At 71.6% G+C, this 17,424-nt stretch carries 16 protein-coding genes; 7 read left to right on the top strand and 9 right to left on the bottom strand.

Annotated features, from left to right (window positions below; translation table 11 throughout):
• Positions 1-57 precede the first annotated feature (57 nt).
• Together ACWD4B_RS10720 and ACWD4B_RS10715 are read left to right on the top strand one after the other, a co-directional pair.
• Entirely contained in the window at positions 58-1,059 is a 1,002-nt protein-coding gene (locus tag ACWD4B_RS10720) for an acyl-CoA desaturase (protein ID WP_451420410.1), read from the top strand.
• Positions 1,056-1,757: a TetR family transcriptional regulator gene (locus ACWD4B_RS10715; RefSeq protein ID WP_451420409.1), complete on the top strand. Its 702-nt coding sequence runs from the start codon at positions 1,056-1,058 to the stop codon at positions 1,755-1,757. Before ACWD4B_RS10720 ends, ACWD4B_RS10715 begins: the two co-directional genes overlap by 4 nt.
• A 226-nt stretch (positions 1,758-1,983) precedes the next feature.
• Here ACWD4B_RS10715 and ACWD4B_RS10710 read toward each other — a convergent pair whose 3' ends face one another.
• Entirely contained in the window at positions 1,984-2,790 is an 807-nt protein-coding gene (locus ACWD4B_RS10710) for a trans-aconitate 2-methyltransferase (protein WP_451420408.1), read from the bottom strand.
• A 106-nt stretch (positions 2,791-2,896) separates the two neighbouring features.
• Here ACWD4B_RS10710 and ACWD4B_RS10705 point away from each other — a divergent pair, with 106 nt between their 5' ends.
• Complete coding sequence (locus ACWD4B_RS10705) at positions 2,897-3,394, top strand: MarR family winged helix-turn-helix transcriptional regulator (RefSeq protein ID WP_171081837.1); 498 nt, start codon at positions 2,897-2,899, stop codon at positions 3,392-3,394.
• Here ACWD4B_RS10705 and ACWD4B_RS10700 read toward each other — a convergent pair.
• Complete coding sequence (locus ACWD4B_RS10700; RefSeq protein WP_451420407.1) at positions 3,353-4,150, bottom strand: LuxR C-terminal-related transcriptional regulator; 798 nt, start codon at positions 4,148-4,150, stop codon at positions 3,353-3,355. The genes ACWD4B_RS10705 and ACWD4B_RS10700 overlap by 42 nt on opposite strands.
• A 240-nt stretch (positions 4,151-4,390) precedes the next feature.
• Here ACWD4B_RS10700 and ACWD4B_RS10695 point away from each other — a divergent pair, with 240 nt between their 5' ends.
• Positions 4,391-4,831, top strand: coding sequence for a GNAT family N-acetyltransferase (locus ACWD4B_RS10695; RefSeq protein WP_451420406.1), 441 nt, complete (start codon positions 4,391-4,393; stop codon positions 4,829-4,831).
• A 176-nt stretch (positions 4,832-5,007) separates the two neighbouring features.
• On the opposite strand, the gene galK is transcribed toward ACWD4B_RS10695, so the two are convergent.
• The 3 genes from galK to galT are packed head-to-tail and all read right to left on the bottom strand — an operon-like array spanning position 5,008 to position 8,092.
• The gene (galK, locus tag ACWD4B_RS10690; protein ID WP_451420405.1) at positions 5,008-6,096 is read right to left on the bottom strand and encodes a galactokinase; all 1,089 of its coding nucleotides are present in this window, start codon (positions 6,094-6,096) and stop codon (positions 5,008-5,010) included.
• Entirely contained in the window at positions 6,093-7,049 is a 957-nt protein-coding gene (galE, locus tag ACWD4B_RS10685; protein ID WP_451420404.1) for a UDP-glucose 4-epimerase GalE, read from the bottom strand. Before galE ends, galK begins: the two co-directional genes overlap by 4 nt.
• Entirely contained in the window at positions 7,046-8,092 is a 1,047-nt protein-coding gene (galT, locus tag ACWD4B_RS10680) for a galactose-1-phosphate uridylyltransferase (RefSeq protein WP_451420403.1), read from the bottom strand. The genes galE and galT overlap by 4 nt, the downstream gene beginning before the upstream one ends.
• A 112-nt stretch (positions 8,093-8,204) precedes the next feature.
• On the opposite strand from galT, the gene ACWD4B_RS10675 reads away from it, so the two are divergent.
• Both ACWD4B_RS10675 and ACWD4B_RS10670 read left to right on the top strand, forming a co-directional pair.
• The gene (locus ACWD4B_RS10675; RefSeq protein WP_451420444.1) at positions 8,205-9,890 is read left to right on the top strand and encodes a sodium:solute symporter family protein; all 1,686 of its coding nucleotides are present in this window, start codon (positions 8,205-8,207) and stop codon (positions 9,888-9,890) included.
• Between the two features lie 23 nt (positions 9,891-9,913).
• Positions 9,914-10,216 carry a hypothetical protein gene (locus tag ACWD4B_RS10670; protein ID WP_336416460.1) on the top strand — a complete coding sequence of 101 codons (303 nt, stop codon included), beginning with the start codon at positions 9,914-9,916 and terminating at the stop codon, positions 10,214-10,216.
• Here ACWD4B_RS10670 and ACWD4B_RS10665 read toward each other — a convergent pair.
• The 4 genes from ACWD4B_RS10665 to ACWD4B_RS10650 form a co-directional block, all read right to left on the bottom strand.
• Positions 10,164-10,889, bottom strand: a complete 726-nt coding sequence (locus ACWD4B_RS10665) for a response regulator transcription factor (RefSeq protein ID WP_451420402.1) — start codon at positions 10,887-10,889, stop codon at positions 10,164-10,166. The genes ACWD4B_RS10670 and ACWD4B_RS10665 overlap by 53 nt on opposite strands.
• 269 nt (positions 10,890-11,158) lie before the next feature.
• The gene (locus ACWD4B_RS10660; RefSeq protein ID WP_451420401.1) at positions 11,159-13,054 is read right to left on the bottom strand and encodes a hypothetical protein; all 1,896 of its coding nucleotides are present in this window, start codon (positions 13,052-13,054) and stop codon (positions 11,159-11,161) included.
• 282 nt (positions 13,055-13,336) lie between these two features.
• Positions 13,337-15,148 (bottom strand): ABC-F family ATP-binding cassette domain-containing protein, encoded by a 1,812-nt coding sequence (locus ACWD4B_RS10655; protein ID WP_451420400.1) that lies wholly within the window; start codon positions 15,146-15,148, stop codon positions 13,337-13,339.
• Between the two features lie 18 nt (positions 15,149-15,166).
• On the bottom strand, positions 15,167-15,946 hold the full coding sequence (locus ACWD4B_RS10650; RefSeq protein ID WP_451420399.1) for a MarR family transcriptional regulator: 780 nt from the start codon (positions 15,944-15,946) through the stop codon (positions 15,167-15,169).
• 238 nt (positions 15,947-16,184) lie between these two features.
• Here ACWD4B_RS10650 and ACWD4B_RS10645 point away from each other — a divergent pair, with 238 nt between their 5' ends.
• The gene (locus ACWD4B_RS10645) at positions 16,185-17,369 is read left to right on the top strand and encodes a cytochrome P450 (protein WP_451420398.1); all 1,185 of its coding nucleotides are present in this window, start codon (positions 16,185-16,187) and stop codon (positions 17,367-17,369) included.
• The last annotated feature ends 55 nt before the right edge of the window (positions 17,370-17,424 follow it).

Here is a 17,424-nt window from a genome sequence, read left to right as displayed (position 1 = left end):
TTACGATGCCGTAGGTTACGGAACCGTAGCCATGCTCCGACTCCCTTGAGGGAACCCATGACTGCAAGCCCCGACGTGCTCGAAGACGCGCCGAAGGCCCAGGACACCCCGATTACGTCCGCCACTCTCGGCGGCGACAGCAAGCGCTCGATCGAACAGATCACCCTTCTGCTGTTCATCACCGTGCCGTTCCTCGCGCTGCTCGCCGCCGTCCCGCTGGCCTGGGGGTGGGGAGTGAGCTGGCTGGATCTGGGCCTGATGGTGGCCATGTACTACATCGGCTGCCACGGCATCACGATCGGCTTCCACCGCTACTTCACCCACGGCGCCTTCAAGGCGAAGCGCCCGCTGCGGATCGCGCTGGCGGTCATGGGCTCGCTCGCGGTCGAGGGACCGGTGGTGCGCTGGGTCGCCGACCACCGCAAGCATCACAAGTTCTCCGACGCCGAGGGCGACCCGCACTCCCCCTGGCGGTACGGCGAGACGGTGCCGGCGCTCCTCAAGGGCCTGTGGTGGGCGCACGTCGGGTGGATGTTCGACGAGGAGCAGACCTCGCAGCACAAATACGCGCCGGACCTCATCAAGGACCCGGTGATCCGCGCCGTCTCGCGCCAGTTCGTGCTCTGGACGGTCGTCTCGCTGCTGCTCCCGCCGCTGGTGGGCGGCCTGGCCACCTGGTCGTGGCAGGGCGCGCTGACGGCCTTCTTCTGGGGCTCGCTGGTCCGGGTGGCCCTGCTGCACCATGTGACGTGGTCGATCAACTCGATCTGTCACGCCGTCGGCAAGCGGCCGTTCAAGTCGCGCGACCGCTCGGGCAACGTGTGGTGGCTCGCGGTCCTGTCGTGCGGCGAGTCCTGGCACAACCTGCACCACGCCGACCCGACGTCCGCCCGGCACGGCGTGCTGCGGGGCCAGCTCGACTCCAGCGCCCGCCTCATCCGCTGGTTCGAGAAGGCCGGCTGGGCGTACGACGTGCGCTGGCCGAGCGCGAGCCGGATCGACTCGCGCCGGGCGCCCGGAGGAAACCGGGAGGAGGAGCGTGCCCCGCACGCGGCATGATGGACGGTGTGGCGACGATCGACAGCAATGACTCTTCCTCCAGCTCCTCCCCGAAGGCCCCGGCTCCCCGGCGCGCCCGGCCCCGCCGGGTGCGGATGACCGGCGCGGAGCGCCGGGAGCAGCTGCTGGACATCGGTCGCGCCCTGTTCGCCGAGCGGGGTTTCGAGGGCACCTCGGTGGAGGAGATCGCGGCCAAGGCCGGGGTCTCCAAGCCGGTGGTCTACGAGCACTTCGGCGGCAAGGAGGGGCTGTACGCGGTCGTCGTCGACCGGGAGATGCGGCAGTTGCTCGACATGGTGACGGGCGCGCTGACCGCGGGCCACCCGCGGGAGCTGCTGGAGCAGGCGGCGTTCGCCCTCCTCGACTACATCGAGACGTACACGGACGGCTTCCGCATCCTGGTGCGGGATTCGCCGGTGGCGCAGTCGACGGGCACGTTCGCCTCGCTCATCAGCGACATCGCGACGCAGGTCGAGGACATCCTGGGCCTGGAGTTCAAGGCCCGCGGCTTCGACCCGAAGCTGGCGCCGCTGTACGCGCAGGCGCTGGTCGGCATGGTGGCCCTGACGGGCCAGTGGTGGCTGGACGTCCGCAAGCCGAAGAAGGCCGAAGTGGCGGCCCATCTGGTCAACTTGGCGTGGCACGGCTTGGACGGCTTGGAGCCGAAGCCGAGACTTGTGGGGCACCGGCGCGCCTGACGGCGCAGGTCACCCCCGGGGTGCGGCGAGTTCGGCACCGCCGGTCCGCTCCGCGGTGGTTGCTCGCCGCTGCGGCGGATTCAAGGGGCGTGTGCCGCCCCTTGACCCCCGTCTCGCGCGTTCAAGGAGCGCAAGCGCCCTTGAACGCACGGGCCGAGGGGGCAGTCGCCCCCGGCAGCGCCGGTCCAAGGGTGCATCCGCACCCTTGAATCCCGCCCGGCCCCGCTCAGCCCGCCTTCCGGGCCACCACGAAGATCCTCCGGAAGGGGAAGACGGTTCCGCGCGGCCCCGCCGGATACGCCTTGCGCAGCAACTCCCGGTACTCCGCAAGGAACTCCTCCCGCTCGGCGGGGGCGTCCGTCAGGGCCGTGAGCACCGGCCGCAGGCCCGTCCCCTTGAGCCACTCCAGGACCGGGTCCTCGCCCTCCAGCAGGTGGAGGTACGTCGTCTCCCACGCGTCCACCTCGCAGCCGAGCACGGCGAGGCGCTCCAGGTAGTCCGCGGGCTCGCGGACGTCCACCATGCGGCGCCCCGCCACCCCCAACCGGTCCCGCCAGCGCGGCGACCCGCACAGCTCGCGCAGCAGCGCATGGCTCGGGGCGTCCCCGTTCCCCGGGACCTGGAAGGCGAACGTGCCGCCCGGCACCACGTCCGCCAGCAGCGCCGGGAAGGCCTCCGCATGGCCCGGCACCCACTGGAACGCCGCGTTCGAGACGATCAGGTCGTACCGCGCCCCCGGCGCGGACCACTGCGCCAGGTCGCCGTACGCGAAGTCGATGCGGCCGCCCCGCAGCGTCTTCCCGGCATACGCCTGCGCCTCCTCCAGCATCGCGGCCGAGTTGTCGTAACCCGTGATGTGCGCGTCGGGCCAGCGCTCCGCCAGCAGCGCCGTCGCGTTCCCCGGGCCGCAGCCCAGGTCGGCGATGCGGGCCGGGCTGCCGGGCAGCTCGGGGACCCGGGCCAGCAGGTCCTGGAAGGGGCGGGTGCGCGGGCCCGCGTGGCGGAGGTACTGCTGCGGATCCCAGACGGGCATGGTGAGCCTCCTGCGAGGAGTGACCTGGCGTGGCTCTTCCAGCATCCCGCGCAAATTATCTTGACGTCAAGAGACTTCATGTCGACAGACCAACTACACTGATCCCATGGAGGACGAGGTCGATCGGCTGGTCGCGGCGTGGCGCCGAGAGCGCCCCGACCTCGACGTGGAACCACTCGAAGTGCTGAGCCGCGTCAGCAGGCTCGCCCGGCACCTCGACCGGGCGCGGCGGCTCGCCTTCTCCGAGCACCAGCTGGAGCCCTGGGAGTTCGACGTACTGACCTCGCTGCGGCGGGCGGGCGCGCCCTACCAGCTCTCGCCGGGCCAGCTGCTGACCCAGACCCTGGTCACCTCCGGCACCATGACCAACCGCATCGACCGGCTCGCCAAGAAGGGCCTCGTGCTGCGCGAGCCCGACCCCAGCGACCGGCGCGGCGTGCTCGTCCGCCTCACGGACGAAGGCCGGGACCGCGCCGACCAGGCGCTCGCCGGGCTGCTGGCCCAGGAGCGCGCCATCCTCGCCGAGCTCTCCCCCGCCCAGCGGGGCGAACTGGCCCGGCTGCTACGCCAGTTGACCGCCCCGTTCGACAACGTCCCCGGCTAAGTCCACCGGGCCCACGCCGGCCCGCCGGGCCAGCGCCACCGCGGCGAGCGTGGAGTGCACACCGAGCTTGCCCAGCACGTTCTGCATGTGCGTGCGCACTGTGTGCGGGGAGAGATACAGCCGCTCGGCAACCGCCTTGCGGCCGAGCCCGGCCACCATGCAGCGCAGCACCTCACGCTCGCGCGGGGTCAGCGACTCGACGAGCCGCTCGCTCTCCGTACGGTGCTTGCGCGCCGCCGTCAGCTCGCGGAGCACGCCCGTGAGCAGGGCGGGCGGCAGGTGCGTCTCGTCCCGGAGCACCCCGCGGATCACCGCGAGCAGGCGGGACAGCGAACAGTCCTTCGCCACCCAGCCGCCGGCCCCGGCCTGCAGCGCGGCGGCCGCCCGGCGCGGGTCGTCCCGCTCGGCCAGCACCACCGTGCGCACACCCGGGTGGCTCGCGCGCACCCGCGCCACCAGCGAGATGCCGTCCACCGCGCTCTCCGTGACGGCCCCCTGGCCGTCCGGCCCGGGGCCCTGGCCCCGGAGCTGGGGCGGTACGCGCACGCCGTCCGCGCCGACCGTGCCGAGGTCGGCGTCGATCAGCAGCACGTCGTAGCGCCGCCCCTCACCCGCCGCGCGCTCCACCGCGCGCAGCGCCGCCGGCCCGCTGCCGGCCGCCGAGACGTCCACATCCTGCTCGGCCGCGAGGGCGGCGGCGAGCGACTCGGCGAAGATGCGGTGGTCGTCGACCACCAGTACCCGAATTCGTGCCACAGACACCCCCATCTCCGGACAGACGGGGCAGTGCGGGTACGGCGCCCGAACCCGGGGCCCTACGCCGTGCACGGCCGCCGCCGTGACCTGACACCACCCCGCCCCGGGCGTCGTACCTGCCTGTCTCGCCCCCTGATCAGCGCCGGCCCCCACCGGCACTGTGCATCAGCGTACGGCCGGGGTACGACAACGGAAGCGGATTGGCAAAACTGCCTGGCCCCGGTGTTTATGGTGAGCTTTATGTTCAGTATTGAGGCGGTGAACGACCCGGAACGACGCGATGTTGTCCTTGCACGGTTGCAGACCGTCAACGACGAACGGTCCCCCGCGCTGCGGGCGTTACGGGGCACCCCGGCGGTGGAGGCTCAGCCGCTGGAGACCTACGCGGTCGGCGAGGGCGGGGAACTGGTGGGCGGGCTCGTCGGTCGTGTGCAGTGGCAATGGCTGCACGTGGAGTTGTTGTGGGTGGACGCGGCGCACCGCGGCGCGGGGCTCGGCTCGCGCCTCGTCGAACGGGCGGAGGCCCGTGCCCGCGAGGAGTACGGGTGCGTCGGGAGCCAGGTGGAGACCTGGGACTTCCAGGCGCCGGGGTTCTATCGGCGGGTGGGGTACCGCATGTTGTCCTCACTGGCGGACTATCCGCCGGGGCTGACCAACCACGTGCTGGTGAAGGCGTTTTAGGAGGCCCCGGCCCCACCCTTTCACCGTTTCTTGGGGGGGCAAGCCCCCCAAGCCCCCCCCGAACTGCGCCCCGTAAGGGGCGCGGGGAACTGCGCGACCGGCCACGAACGGGCCGCACTTGCGACGGGGTCTGGGGCGCAGCCCCAGGAAACGGCGAAAGGGTGGGACCGGGGCGCCTACAACACCCGCCGCGCCCCCTCCCCCGCCACCACCGAGAACACCCGCGACCTCCCGAGGGCCTCGGTGACCGCCTTGGTCACCGCCTCCGCGTCCGCCGCCTCCACCAGGGCGATGGCCGAACCGCCGAAGCCGGCGCCCGTCATGCGTGCCCCGAGTGCGCCCGCCCCGACCGCCGTGGCGACCGCCAGGTCGAGTTCCGCGCAGGACACCGCGAAGTCGTCGCGCAGTGATGCATGCCCCTCCGTCAGCACGGGGCCGACCGCCCGCGCATCCCCCGCCGCCAGCAGGGCGGCCACCCGCTCCACCCGGCCGTTCTCCGTCACCACGTGCCGGACCAGGGGGCGTTCCGCAGCGGGCAACTCCCCCAGCACCGACCCCAGTTCGCCGACGGAAACATCCCGCAGCGCCCCCACCCCGAGCCGCCGCGCAGCGGCCTCGCAGCCCGCCCGCCGGGACGCGTACGCGCCGTCGCCCACGTCGTGCTTGACGCGCGTGTCGATCACCAGCAGCCGCAGCCCCCACCCCTCCAGCCCGAAGGGGATCTGCCGCATCGACAGGTCGCGCGTGTCGAGGTGCAGGGCGTGCCCGGCCCGGCAGCACGCCGACGCCGTCTGGTCCATGATTCCGCACGGCACCCCGACGTACGCGTTCTCGGCCCGCTGCGCCAGCCGGGCCAGTTCGGGGCGGGGCAGCTCCACCCCGTACAGCCCGGTCAGCGCGAGCGCCGTCGCCACCTCCAGGGCCGCGGACGAGGACAGTCCCGCGCCGACCGGCACGTCGCTCTCCACGTACACGTCCGCGCCGCCCACGGGCAGGCCCGCCTCGCGCAGCGCCCATGCCACGCCCGCCGGGTAGGCGGCCCACCCCCGGGCCTCGCCCTCCCCCGCCTCCCGGGAGTGCAGGCGCAGTACGCCGTCCGTCCGCGGGGCCGCCGCCACCCGCGTGCACTGCGGGAGCGCGAACGGCATCACGAAGCCGTCGTTGAAGTCCGTGTACTCGCCGATCAGGTTGACCCGGCCGGGGGCCGCCCACACCCCGGCCGGGTTCTTCCCGTACACCGTGCGGAAGTTCTCGGCAGTGGTCATCGGCGTGCGAACTCCCAGGCGTCCTCGACGATTCCGGCCAGGTCGGTGCGGCGCGGGCGCCAGCCCAGCCGTGCCGCGGCCCGTTCGGCGGAGGCGACCAGCACGGCCGGGTCGCCGGGGCGCCGCGGGGCGGTGCGCTGCGGGATCGGGTGGCCGGTCACCTTCCGCGCGGTCTCGACGACCTCGTGGACCGAGAAGCCGTTGCCGTTGCCGAGGTTGCAGACCAGGTGCTCGCCCTCGCGCGCGGCGTCCAGGGCCAGCAGGTGCGCCTCGGCGAGGTCGGCGACGTGGATGTAGTCGCGGACGCAGGTGCCGTCGGGGGTCGGGTAGTCGTCCCCGTAGACCGAGATCTCCTCCCGCTGCCCCAGTGCCACCTGCAGCACCAGCGGGATCAGGTGCGTCTCCGGCGCGTGCCGCTCGCCGTAACGGCCGTACGCGCCCGCGACGTTGAAGTAGCGCAGCGAGACGGCGGCCAGGCCGTGGGCCGCGCACTCGCCCGCGATCATGTGGTCGACGGCGAGCTTGGTGGCCCCGTACGGGTTCGTGGGCGCCGTCGGGGCGTCCTCGGTGATCGGCACCGCCACAGGTTCGCCGTACGTGGCCGCCGTCGAGGAGAAGACGAGGCGGCGGACGCCCGCGTCCCGCATGGCGGCGAGCAGGTCGGCCGTGCCGCCCACGTTGTTGCGCCAGTACGGCTCGGGGTCGGCGACCGACTGGCCCACCTGGGAGAAAGCGGCGAAGTGCAGCACCGCGTCGTACGAGCTGTCGAGCCACCGCGCCGCGTCCTGGATGCGGCCCTCGACGAAGCCCGCCCCGTCCGGGACGGCCTCGCGGTGTCCGGTCGAGAGGTCGTCGAGGACGGTCACCGCGTGCCCGGCGGCCAGCAGGTGGGCCGCGACGACGCTGCCCACGTAGCCCGCGCCGCCGGTGACCAGGAACTTGCTGTTGCTCATGCGCTTGCTGCCTCTCGCAGTCGGCGGGCCGCGGCCTCGGGCGGCACATCGTTGATGAACACGTTCATGCCGGATTCGGAACCTGCAAGGAACTTCAGCTTGCCGGGAGAGCGGCGGATGGTGAAGAGCTCAAGGTGGAGGGCGAATTCGGTCCTTTCCGGGTGACGGAACGGCGCCTGGTGCCAGGCCGAGACATAGGGGGTCGGCGGCCGCCCCGGTCCGAAGATCCGGTCGAAGCGCTTCAACAGTTCCAGGTAGACCTGTGGAAACTCTGTGCGCGCGGCGGCGTCCAGCGCGAGCAGGTCCGGGACGCGGCGCCGCGGGTAGAGGTGCACCTCGTACGGCCAGTGGGCCGCGTAGGGGACGAACGCCGTCCAGTGGTCGGCGTCGAGCACGATCCGGCGGCCGTCGGCGTACTCCTGCGCCACGGTGTCGTCGAAGAGGTTGCGCCCGCCGGTGCGGGCGGCGTGCGCGGCGGCGGAGGCCAGCATGCGCTCGGTGCGCGGGGTGACGAACGGGTAGGCGTAGATCTGGCCGTGCGGGTGAGCGAGCGTGACGCCGATCTCCGCACCGCGGTTCTCGAAGCAGAAGACCTGTTCGACGGCGGGCAGGGCGGCCAGTTCGGCCGTCCGGTCCGTCCAGGCGTCGAGGACCAGGGCGGCCCGCCCGGGATCGAGATCCGCGAAGGAGGCCTCGTGGTCGGAGGTGAAGCAGACGACCTCGCAGCGGCCGGAGTCGCCGGCCAGGGAGGGGAAACGGTTCTCGAAGACCACGACCTCGTAGTCCGCGGCGGGGATCTCGGTGAGCCGCCCGTCCCGCGAGGGACACAGCGGGCACTGGTCCGCGGGCGGGTGGTAGGTGCGCTCCTGACGGTGGGAGGCGATGGCGACGCTGTCGCCGAGCAGCGGATCGCGGCGGATCTCGGAGGCGGTGACGGTGGCGCCGAGCGGCCGCCGGTCCACGGCGTCCCGGACCGCGTCGTCACGGGAGTCGTAGTAGAGCAGCTCACGGCCGTCCGCGAGCCGGGTCGCGGTCTTCTTCACGGTGGCTCTCCTCAACTCGCAGGGCCCAACACCTTCACACACAACCGAACACAAGGAATCATGACCCAACAACTCAGTCAACGTCGAGTGAGGTGATCCGCCCATGACGTCCATGGCGACCACGGTGCCCGTGCCCCTGGCCGACGGGCTCCGGCTGCCCGTCAACGGGCTCGACTACACGATCCTGGCCCTGTACTTCGTGGTCGTCCTGGGCATCGGCTTCGCCGCCCGCCGCTCGGTGCGCACCAGCCTGGACTTCTTCCTCTCCGGGCGCTCGCTGCCCGCCTGGGTGACCGGACTCGCCTTCGTGGCCGCCAACCTCGGGGCCACCGAGATCCTGGGCATGGCCGCCAACGGCGCACAGTACGGCGCCTACACCGTGCACTGGTACTGGATCGGCGCCATCCCGGCCATGGTCTTCCTGGGCCTGGTGATGATGCCGTTCTACTACGGCTCGAAGGTCAGATCCGTGCCGGAGTTCCTGCTGCACCGCTTCGGGCCGTCCTCGCACCTGCTCAGCTCGGTCATCTTCGCGGTGTCGTCCGTGCTCATCGCAGGCGTCAACCTGTACGCCATGGCCATCGTGCTGCAGGCGCTGCTGGGCTGGCCGCAGTGGGTGGCGATCGTCGTCGCGGGCTTCTTCGTCCTCGCCTACATCACGCTCGGCGGGCTCTCCTCGGCGATCTACAACGAGGTGCTGCAGTTCTTCGTGATCCTCGCGGCGCTGATCCCGCTGACGATCGTCGGGCTCAAGCGGGTCGGCGGCTGGCACGGGCTGAGCCACTCGCTCACCGCCTCGCACGGCGACAACTTCCTGAGCGCCTGGGGCGGTACGGGCATCGGGCACCCCAACCCGCTGGGCGCCAACTGGCTGACCATCGTGCTCGGCCTCGGCTTCGTGATGTCCTTCGGCTACTGGACCACCAACTTCGCCGAGGTGCAGCGCGCGTTGTCCGCGAAGAACCTCAGCGCCGCCCGGCGCACGCCGTTGATCGCCGCGTTCCCCAAGATGTTCATCCCGATGGTCGTGGTCGTCCCCGGGCTCATCGCGCTCGTCATGGAGCCCTCGCTCGGCAAGGCGGGCGGCGACCTGAGCTACAACGACGCGATTCCCGTGCTGATGCGCGACCTGCTGCCCAACGGCGTGCTGGGCGTCGCGGTCACCGGGCTGCTGGCGGCCTTCATGGCGGGCATGGCGGCCAACGTCTCGTCCTTCAACACCGTGTTCACCAACGACATCTGGGCCGCCTACGTCCGGCGCGGCCGCGAGGACGCGTACTACCTGCGGACCGGGCGCGTGGTCACCGCGGTCGGCGTCGTCATCGGGATGGGGACGGCCGTCATCGCGTCGTCCTTCTCCAACATCATGAACTACCTGCAGACGCTCTTCTCGTTCTTCAACGTCCCGCTGTTCTGCGTCTTCATCATCGGCATGTTCTGGAAGCGGGCCACCGCCGCCGCGGGCTTCTGGGGGCTGCTGAGCGGCACGGTGGCCGCGATGGTCAACTACTTCTGGTTCTACAAGCAGGGCGTCATCGGCATCCCGTCCGACCAGGGCGCCAACTTCGTGTCCTCCATCGTCGCGTTCGTGATCGGTGCGGCCGTGATGCTCGCGGTCTCGCTGTGCACCACGCCGAAGCCGGCCGCCTCCCTGGCCGGCCTGGTCTACGGGACCGCCTCGCCCGGCATGGCGGAGCCGGCCGCCGAGGGCGACGACGCCTGGTACCGCAGGCCCGCCCTGCTGGGCTGGGGTGCGGTCGTGCTGGCGGCGGCCTGCTACGTGCCCTTCTCCCTGTAACCGCCGTCAGCCAGGAGACAGTTGTGAGCGAGAACGAGAACGAGTTCGAGTACCAGCACGACGTCGAGGAACTGGAGCGCAAGTCCGCCACCGCCGCACGCCTCTTCGACGTGCGGCGGATCATCGGCGCACTGTTCACCGTCTACGGGATCATCGTCACCGTCGCCGGGATCACCGCCTCGGACGCGGACGTGAAGAAGGCGCAGGGCATCAACATCAACCTCTGGACGGGCCTGGGCATGCTCGCCCTGGGCGCCTTCTTCCTCGTCTGGCTCAGACTCCGCCCGACGCCCCCGCCGGCCCCCGCGGAGCAGCGCCCGGAATGACGGTGCCGCCGCCCGTCGCGCGGTCGAGCAGACCCGTGCGGGCGGCCAGGGCGGCCGCCTCCAGGCGGGAGCCCACCCCGAGCTTCATCAGCACGCGCTGGACGTGCGTACGGGCCGTGCTCGGGGCTATGCCCATGCCCGCGGCGATCAGCCGGGTGTCCTCGCCCTCGGCGACCCGCACCAGCACCTCGACCTCGCGCGGGGTGAGCAGCTGGAGCAGCCGGGCGCCCTCGTCGTCCGGCTGGGCCGCCGGGTTGAGCAGCTCGGCGAACGCACCCTGGAGCAGCTGCGGATCGACCGCGGCCTCGCCCGCGCGGGCCTTCATCATGGCCCGCTCGACGCCCTCGATGCGCTCGTTGTGCCGGACGTAGCCGGAGGCGCCCGCGGCGAACGCGGCCGCGATCCCCAGCGGGCTGGGCACCGGGCCCAGCACCACGACGGCGACCTGCGGGCGCTCCCGCTTGATCCGCACCACCGGCTCGAAGGCACCCGGCTCCGCCGGGGCCGCCGTGCCCATCAGGCACACTTCGGGCGCGCGGCTCACCACCAGATCGGCCGCTCCCGCACTCGGCGCGGCCGCGGCCAGCACTCGGTGCCCGCGCAACTTCAGTGCCGAGGCGAGCGCCTCGGCCAGTAGACGGTGGTCGTCGACCACCATGAGCCGCACGCCCATGCGCGTCCCCCCTGTCGCCCCGCGTACGTCTCCCCGGCTCCTTCTTGCCCCCGGAAGCTACACGCTTGTTCGACGTTCCGCGCCCCTTACCGGTGAGAAGTCCCCCGGAATGCCGAAATCCCTGCCAATCACGTGTACTTCGAGACTGAAACGGATCGTTCAGGCATGTACGCGCGATGGACAGGGATACGGCTGGGTTTCGACAGGCTTCCACGCACGGGACGCCGTCAAACGATCACTTGGTGATCACATCGTCCTCGGCCGCCGGCTCAGCTGCCCCCGAAGACCAGGGCCAGGTAGTCCTTGCCCAGTCCGGCCGGACCGGCCTTGTTGGCAAAGCCGTTGCCCATGTACAGGTGACCCTGCGACCACACCACGTCCTGGTAGTTCGGGGAGAGCTTGCGCTCGGCCTCGATCGTGTCGACCGGGTTCTTCATCAGCACATCGGTCTTGAACGTCTTGGGATCGATCCGGATCACCATGCCGCCGGCCTTGTACGTCGGGTCCTGGTAGGCGACCAGGTACCCGTCGCGGTCCAGCGACAGCGGGGTGAACGAGGAGCCCGGCGCGCCCGAGACCTTGCCCCGGGACTGGCCGTCGGAGAGGCCGAAGCCGACGATGTCGGTGACCCGGCCCACCTCCTGGGAGTTGCCGCTCTGGTGCTCCTGGGTCGGCAGGTAGAGGGTGTCCTTGCTGACGACGACCTTCTTGCAGCCCTCGACGTTGGTCGACTCGCACTTCGGCGTGAACTTGCCGTTCTGCGTGGAGACCTTGCTGCGCAGCGTGCCTTCCTTGGCACTGTCGTCGATCGCCAGGAAGTCGGAGGCGGCGCTGCCCGTGTGATCGCCCGCGTCAACCGCCACCACCAGGGGGTCGGTTGACACCACGTGCACGTAGTTCAGCCCTGCGGGCACCTTGTACGTGGACTTGATGCCGCCCGTCGCCGGGTCGAGGGTCTGCACCTGCATCTGCGGGCGCTCGTAGTCGCCGCAGCGGCGCACCGCGACCAGCTTGGAGCCGCCGCCGTAGCCGTCGTCCCGGCAGTCGTCGCCGGCCTTGGGCGTCCACAGCTCCTTGCCGTCGCTCAGCGACCAGGCGGCACCGCCGCTGGTGCCGCCCGCGGCGACGGTGCCGCCGCCGACGGTGACCTCGCCGAAGTTCACCGGCTGGTCGCCGGCCTTGGCGGCCTTCTGCCACAGCTTCTTGCCGTTGTTCAGGTCGAGGGCGACGACCTGGTTGCACGAGCCGCCGTACTTTTTGTCCGGCGTGGGCTTGGAGTCCTTGACCAGGACCGCGGTCCTGCCGTCGGACGTCACCTGCTGGGAGGCCCAGCAGATCTCGCCGTCGAGCGGGATCTCGTACTTCTTGCCGCCGGACAGGCCGTAGCCGACGACCTTGTAGACGTCGGACTTGGCGAAGACCTGGCCGGTGACCCAGGTGCCCTTGACGCTCACGAGGTCGTCGACCTGGGGGGAGTCGACGCTGAACAGCATCTTGCCGTCGATCGTCTTGGGGGCGTCCTTGCCACCGCCGCCGCCCTGCGGGCCGCCGGCCTGGCTGCTGTCGGTCTTGGTGCCGCCGTCGCCGGAGCTGCCGCTGGTGGCGTACCAGATGCCGCCGCCGGCGAGCAGGGCGAGCGCGACGGCCCCGCCGACGATCGCCGCCACGGGGGGCTTCTTCTTCGGGCTGCCGGGCGGCGGGACGGCAGGACCGGCGGGGTACTGCGGCCCGCCGGGGCCCTGTTGGGGGTACCCGTAGCCGCCGGGGGCGGCGGGGGGCGGGGTCTGGGGGTACCCGTAACCCGGGGCGGCGGGGGGCGGGGTCTGCGGGTAGCCGTAACCGCCGGGGGCGGCCGGGGGCGCGGTCTGGGGGTAGCCGTAACCGCCCTGGGCGGGCGGAGTCTGCGGGTAGCCGTAACCGCCGGGGGCCGGCGGAGTGCCGGGCGCCCCCGGAGCGGACGCGGGCTGGGGCGGAGCGCCGAAGCCGCCCGGCGCACCCGGAGGCGGGGGCGGGGTCTGCGGCGCGCCCGCCGGAGGCTGCGGCGGCTCGACCGCGCCGAAGGCCTGGGTCGGCATGTAGGCCTGCTGGCTGTCCTGGCCGCCGGAAGCGCCCGGCGGAGGCGGATTCTGCGGGGCACCCGGGGGCGGCGGCGGAACCTGAGACATCGGCTTTCCTCTGTGTGCGCGGGTACCGCAGCCCGACCGGCCTCCCCCGCGGTCCCGGTCGTCCGAAAACAACCGGGATGGAGCGCATCGGGTGCAAAACCCGCCAGTGAGCGGCACGCGAGCGGGTGTTCTTTTGTATCACCGTTCGCTTTACGCCCACGGGCCGATCCCAGGGGCATCCACCACCTGAGACCGGCCCGTGACGAGACCGTTGCACCGTGCCCCGAAGGGGCGCGGGGAACTGCGCGATCAGCCAAAAACGACCCGCACCCGACGAACCGCCTAAACGTCCTCGGCCAGTTCGAGCCACCGCATCTCCAGCTCCTCCCGCTCCCCCGCGAGTTCACGCAGCTCGGCGTCCAACTTGGCGACCGCCTCGAAATCCGTCGCCTGCGCAGCGATGCGCTCGTGGAGCTTCGCCTCCTGCTCCCCGATGCGGTCGAGCCGCCGCTCGATCTTCTGCAGCTCCTTCTGCGCGGCGCGCAGCTCACCGGCCGACTTCTGCTTCACGGCGGCAGCGGGAGCAGCCGGAGCCACAGCGGCAGGCGCCGCCGCCTCGACGACCTTCTGCCGCCGCTCCAGGTACTCGTCCAGCCCGCGCGGCAGCATCCGCAGCGCGCGGTCGCCGAGCAGCGCGAGGACGCGGTCCGTCGTGCGCTCGACGAAGTACCGGTCGTGGCTGATGACGACCATGGAGCCGGGCCAGCCGTCGAGGAGGTCCTCCAGCTGCGTGAGCGTCTCGATGTCGAGGTCGTTCGTCGGCTCGTCCAGGAACAGCACGTTGGGCTCGTCCATCAGCAGCCGCAGGATCTGCAGCCGGCGCCGCTCGCCGCCGGACAGGTCACCGACGGGAGTCCACTGCTTCTCCTTGGTGAAGCCGAACTTCTCGCACAGCTGCCCGGCCGTCATCTCCCGGCCCTTGCCGAGGTCGACGCGGTCGCGCACCTGCTGCACGGCCTCCAGCACCCGCTTGGCGGGGTCGAGTTCGGTGACCTCCTGCGAGAGGTACGCCAGCCGGACGGTCCTGCCGACGACGACCTTGCCCTTGCTCGGCTGCTTCTCGCCCTCCGTGCGCGCCGCCTCGGCGAGGGCGCGCAGCAGCGAGGTCTTGCCGGCGCCGTTGACGCCGACGAGGCCGATGCGGTCGCCGGGGCCCAGCTGCCAGGTGAGGTGCTCGATGAGCACCTTGGGGCCGGCCTGGACGGTCACGTCCTCCAGGTCGAAGACCGTCTTGCCCAGCCGTGCGTTGGCGAACTTCATCAGCTCGGAGCTGTCGCGCGGCGGCGGCACGTCCGCGATGAGCTCGTTGGCCGCCTCGATCCGGAAGCGCGGCTTGCTCGTCCGGGCCGGGGCGCCGCGGCGCAGCCAGGCGAGCTCCTTGCGCATCAGGTTCTGCCGCTTGGCCTCCTCGGTGGCGGCGATGCGCTCGCGCTCGGCACGGGCGAAGACGTAGTCGCTGTAGCCGCCCTCGTACTCGTGGACGGTGCCGCGCTGCACGTCCCACATGCGCGTGCAGACCTGGTCCAGGAACCAGCGGTCGTGCGTGACGCACACCAGCGCCGAGCGGCGCGCCCGCAGGTGCCCGGCGAGCCAGGAGATGCCCTCGACGTCGAGGTGGTTGGTGGGCTCGTCGAGCACGATCAGGTCCGGCTCGCCGATGAGCAGCTTGGCGAGCGCGATCCGGCGGCGCTCGCCGCCGGACAGCGGGCCGATGACGGTGTCGAGCCCGTCGGCGAAGCCGGGCAGGTCGAGGCCGCCGAAGAGGCCGGTGAGCACGTCGCGGATCTTGGCGTTGCCCGCCCACTCGTGGTCGGCCATGTCGCGGATGACCTCGTGCCGGATGGTGGCGGCGGGGTCGAGCGAGTCGTGCTGGGTGAGCACGCCGAGGGTGACGTGGCCGGCGTGGGTGACGCGGCCCTTGTCGGCCTCCTCCAGCTTGGCGAGGACCCGGATGAGGGTGGTCTTGCCGTCGCCGTTGCGGCCGACCACGCCGATCCGGTCGCCCTCGTTGACGCCGAGGGAGACGCCGTCGAGCAGTGCACGGGTGCCGTACACCTTGTCGACGGCTTCCAGATTGACCAGGTTGGCTGCCATTGCGCTCCTCGCTTTGAGTTACGGGTCCAGGATCCCATGGGTTGCGGTGGGCCTGTCCGTGCGGGCTGGCTGTGGCTGATCACGCAGTTCTCCGCGCCAGTGCGCCGCCTTGTCGATCAGGTCTTCGCAGAGGCGCTGGAGGAACTCGGCCATGTCCGCCGCCCGGGCTCCGGCGGGGGTGGCCGGGCCGAGGGCCTCCGCCCCCTCCCGGAGGGCGCTCGCCAGCAGGGCGTTCGTGCGGACGCTCGCCAGCAGCGACCGGTACCAGACGTCGTCGCCGACGACGTAGCGCTCGTGCCGCTGCCCGGGATCGCGCTCGCGGCGGACGAGCTCCTGCGCCTCCAGGTAGGCGATGGCGTTGGAGACGGACGCCGGGCTGACCTGCAGGCGCCGGACCAGCTCGGCGGAGGTGAGGCTGCCGGTGTCGGTGCTGCAGAGGCAGGCGAGCACCCTGGCCATCATCCGGGGCACTCCGGTACTGATCAGCGTCGCCGCCAGGTGTTCCTCGAAGCCGCGCACGGCCTCGGGGTCGCGACCGTCGCGACCGTCCGCATCGGCGGAGGCCGCGCCCGGTTCCGGCGGGGCGGCCGCCGGGGCGCCGCGGCGGGCGCGCCGGGCGGTGGCCAGGTGGGCGTGGTCGGCCCGGTAGCCGTCGGGCCCGCCGTTGCGGGTGACCTCGCGGCTGACGGTCGAGGTCGGCCGGGCCAGGCGTCTGGCGATCCCGGCGTAGGTGAGCCCTTCGGCGAGCCCCTCGGCTATTCGCCGCCGGTCGTCGTGGGTGAGCCTGCCTCCCGGCATGTGCGGTCGCCTCCTGCGCGCGGTGCGGTGCTGGCTGCCAGTGTGCGTTCACCGGCAGCCCATTGCAACGGGCGGGGGTGCGTATTGCATTCACGTGCAGCTTCATTGCAATGAATGAGCGAAGTGGCCCATATATAAGCGGAATTGAATGCCTCACGGATTGAGGGATCGCTGAACGCAACGTAGCTTTCATGGAGTTCTGAACGTCTGCGACGCGACGAGAAACGGGGCGACCGCCATGCTCGAATCCCTCCCCACCCAGCGCCCTGCGGGCTGTCCCTTCGACCCCCCGGAGGAGCTGGCGCGGCTGCGCGAACAGGAACCCCTGGCCCGGCTCACGTTCCCCGACGGGCACCGGGGCTGGCTGGTGACCGGCCACGCCCTGGCCCGTGCGGTGGTGTCCGACCCGCGGTTCAGCTCGCGGCACGAGCTCATGCACATCCCGATGCCCGGCGCGGTCCCCACGGAACCGATACCGCCGGCCGGGCCCGGGATGTTCATCGGGCACGACGCGCCCGAGCACACCCGCTACCGGCGCCTCCTCATGGGCAAGTTCACGCTGCGCCGGATGCGGCAACTCACCGAGCGCGTCGAGGAGATCACCGCCGCGCAGCTGGACGTGATGGAGCAGCAGGGTCCGGTGGTGGACCTGGTGCGGGCGTACGCGCAGCCCATCCCTGCCCTGTTGATCTGCGAGCTGCTGGGTGTGCCCTACGACGAGCACGAGGCCTTCCAGCACCACACGATGACCCTGAACGACCACAACGCCACCGCGGAGGAACGGGGCGCCGCGATGAACGCGCTGGGGACCATGCTGTACGAGCTGGTCGTGGCCAAGCGGGCGGCGCCCACCGACGACGTGCTCGGAGACCTGGCCGCCGGTGACGAGCTCACCGACGAGGAGCTCACCAACATCGCCGTTCTGCTGCTGGGGGCAGGGTTCGACACCACCGCCAACATGCTCGCCCTGGGCGTCTTCGCCCTGCTCCAGCACCCGGAGCAGCTGGCGGCGATGCGCTCCGGGCCGGAGGTCGTGGACACGGCCGTCGAGGAGCTGCTGCGTTACCTGAGCATCGCCCACACCGGCGTGCGGACGGCGCTGGAGGACGTCGAGCTGGACGGCCGGCAGATCAAGGCGGGAGAGTCGATGGTGCTCTCGGTGATGGCCGCCAACCGGGACCCGGCGAAGTTCCCCGACCCCGACCGCCTGGACGTACGACGCCGGGCCACCGGGCACTTGGCGCTCGGCTTCGGCATCCACCAGTGCCTGGGGCAGCAGTTGGCGCGGGTCGAGATGCGGGTCGCCTTGCCGGCGGTTTTTGCGCGGTTCCCGGGCCTGAGGCTGGCCGTTCCGGCCGGGGAGGTGCCGTTGCGGACGGATTCCGACATCTACGGGGTGGATCGGTTGTTGGTGACGTGGTGAGGGGTTGCACCCGGTCGCCGAAGTCAACCGATACAGGCACGTTCGTCCCCTGCAA

The sequence above is a fragment of the Streptomyces sp. NPDC002536 genome (assembly GCF_053594995.1).
This window is presented reverse-complemented; position numbering and strand designations above follow the sequence as displayed.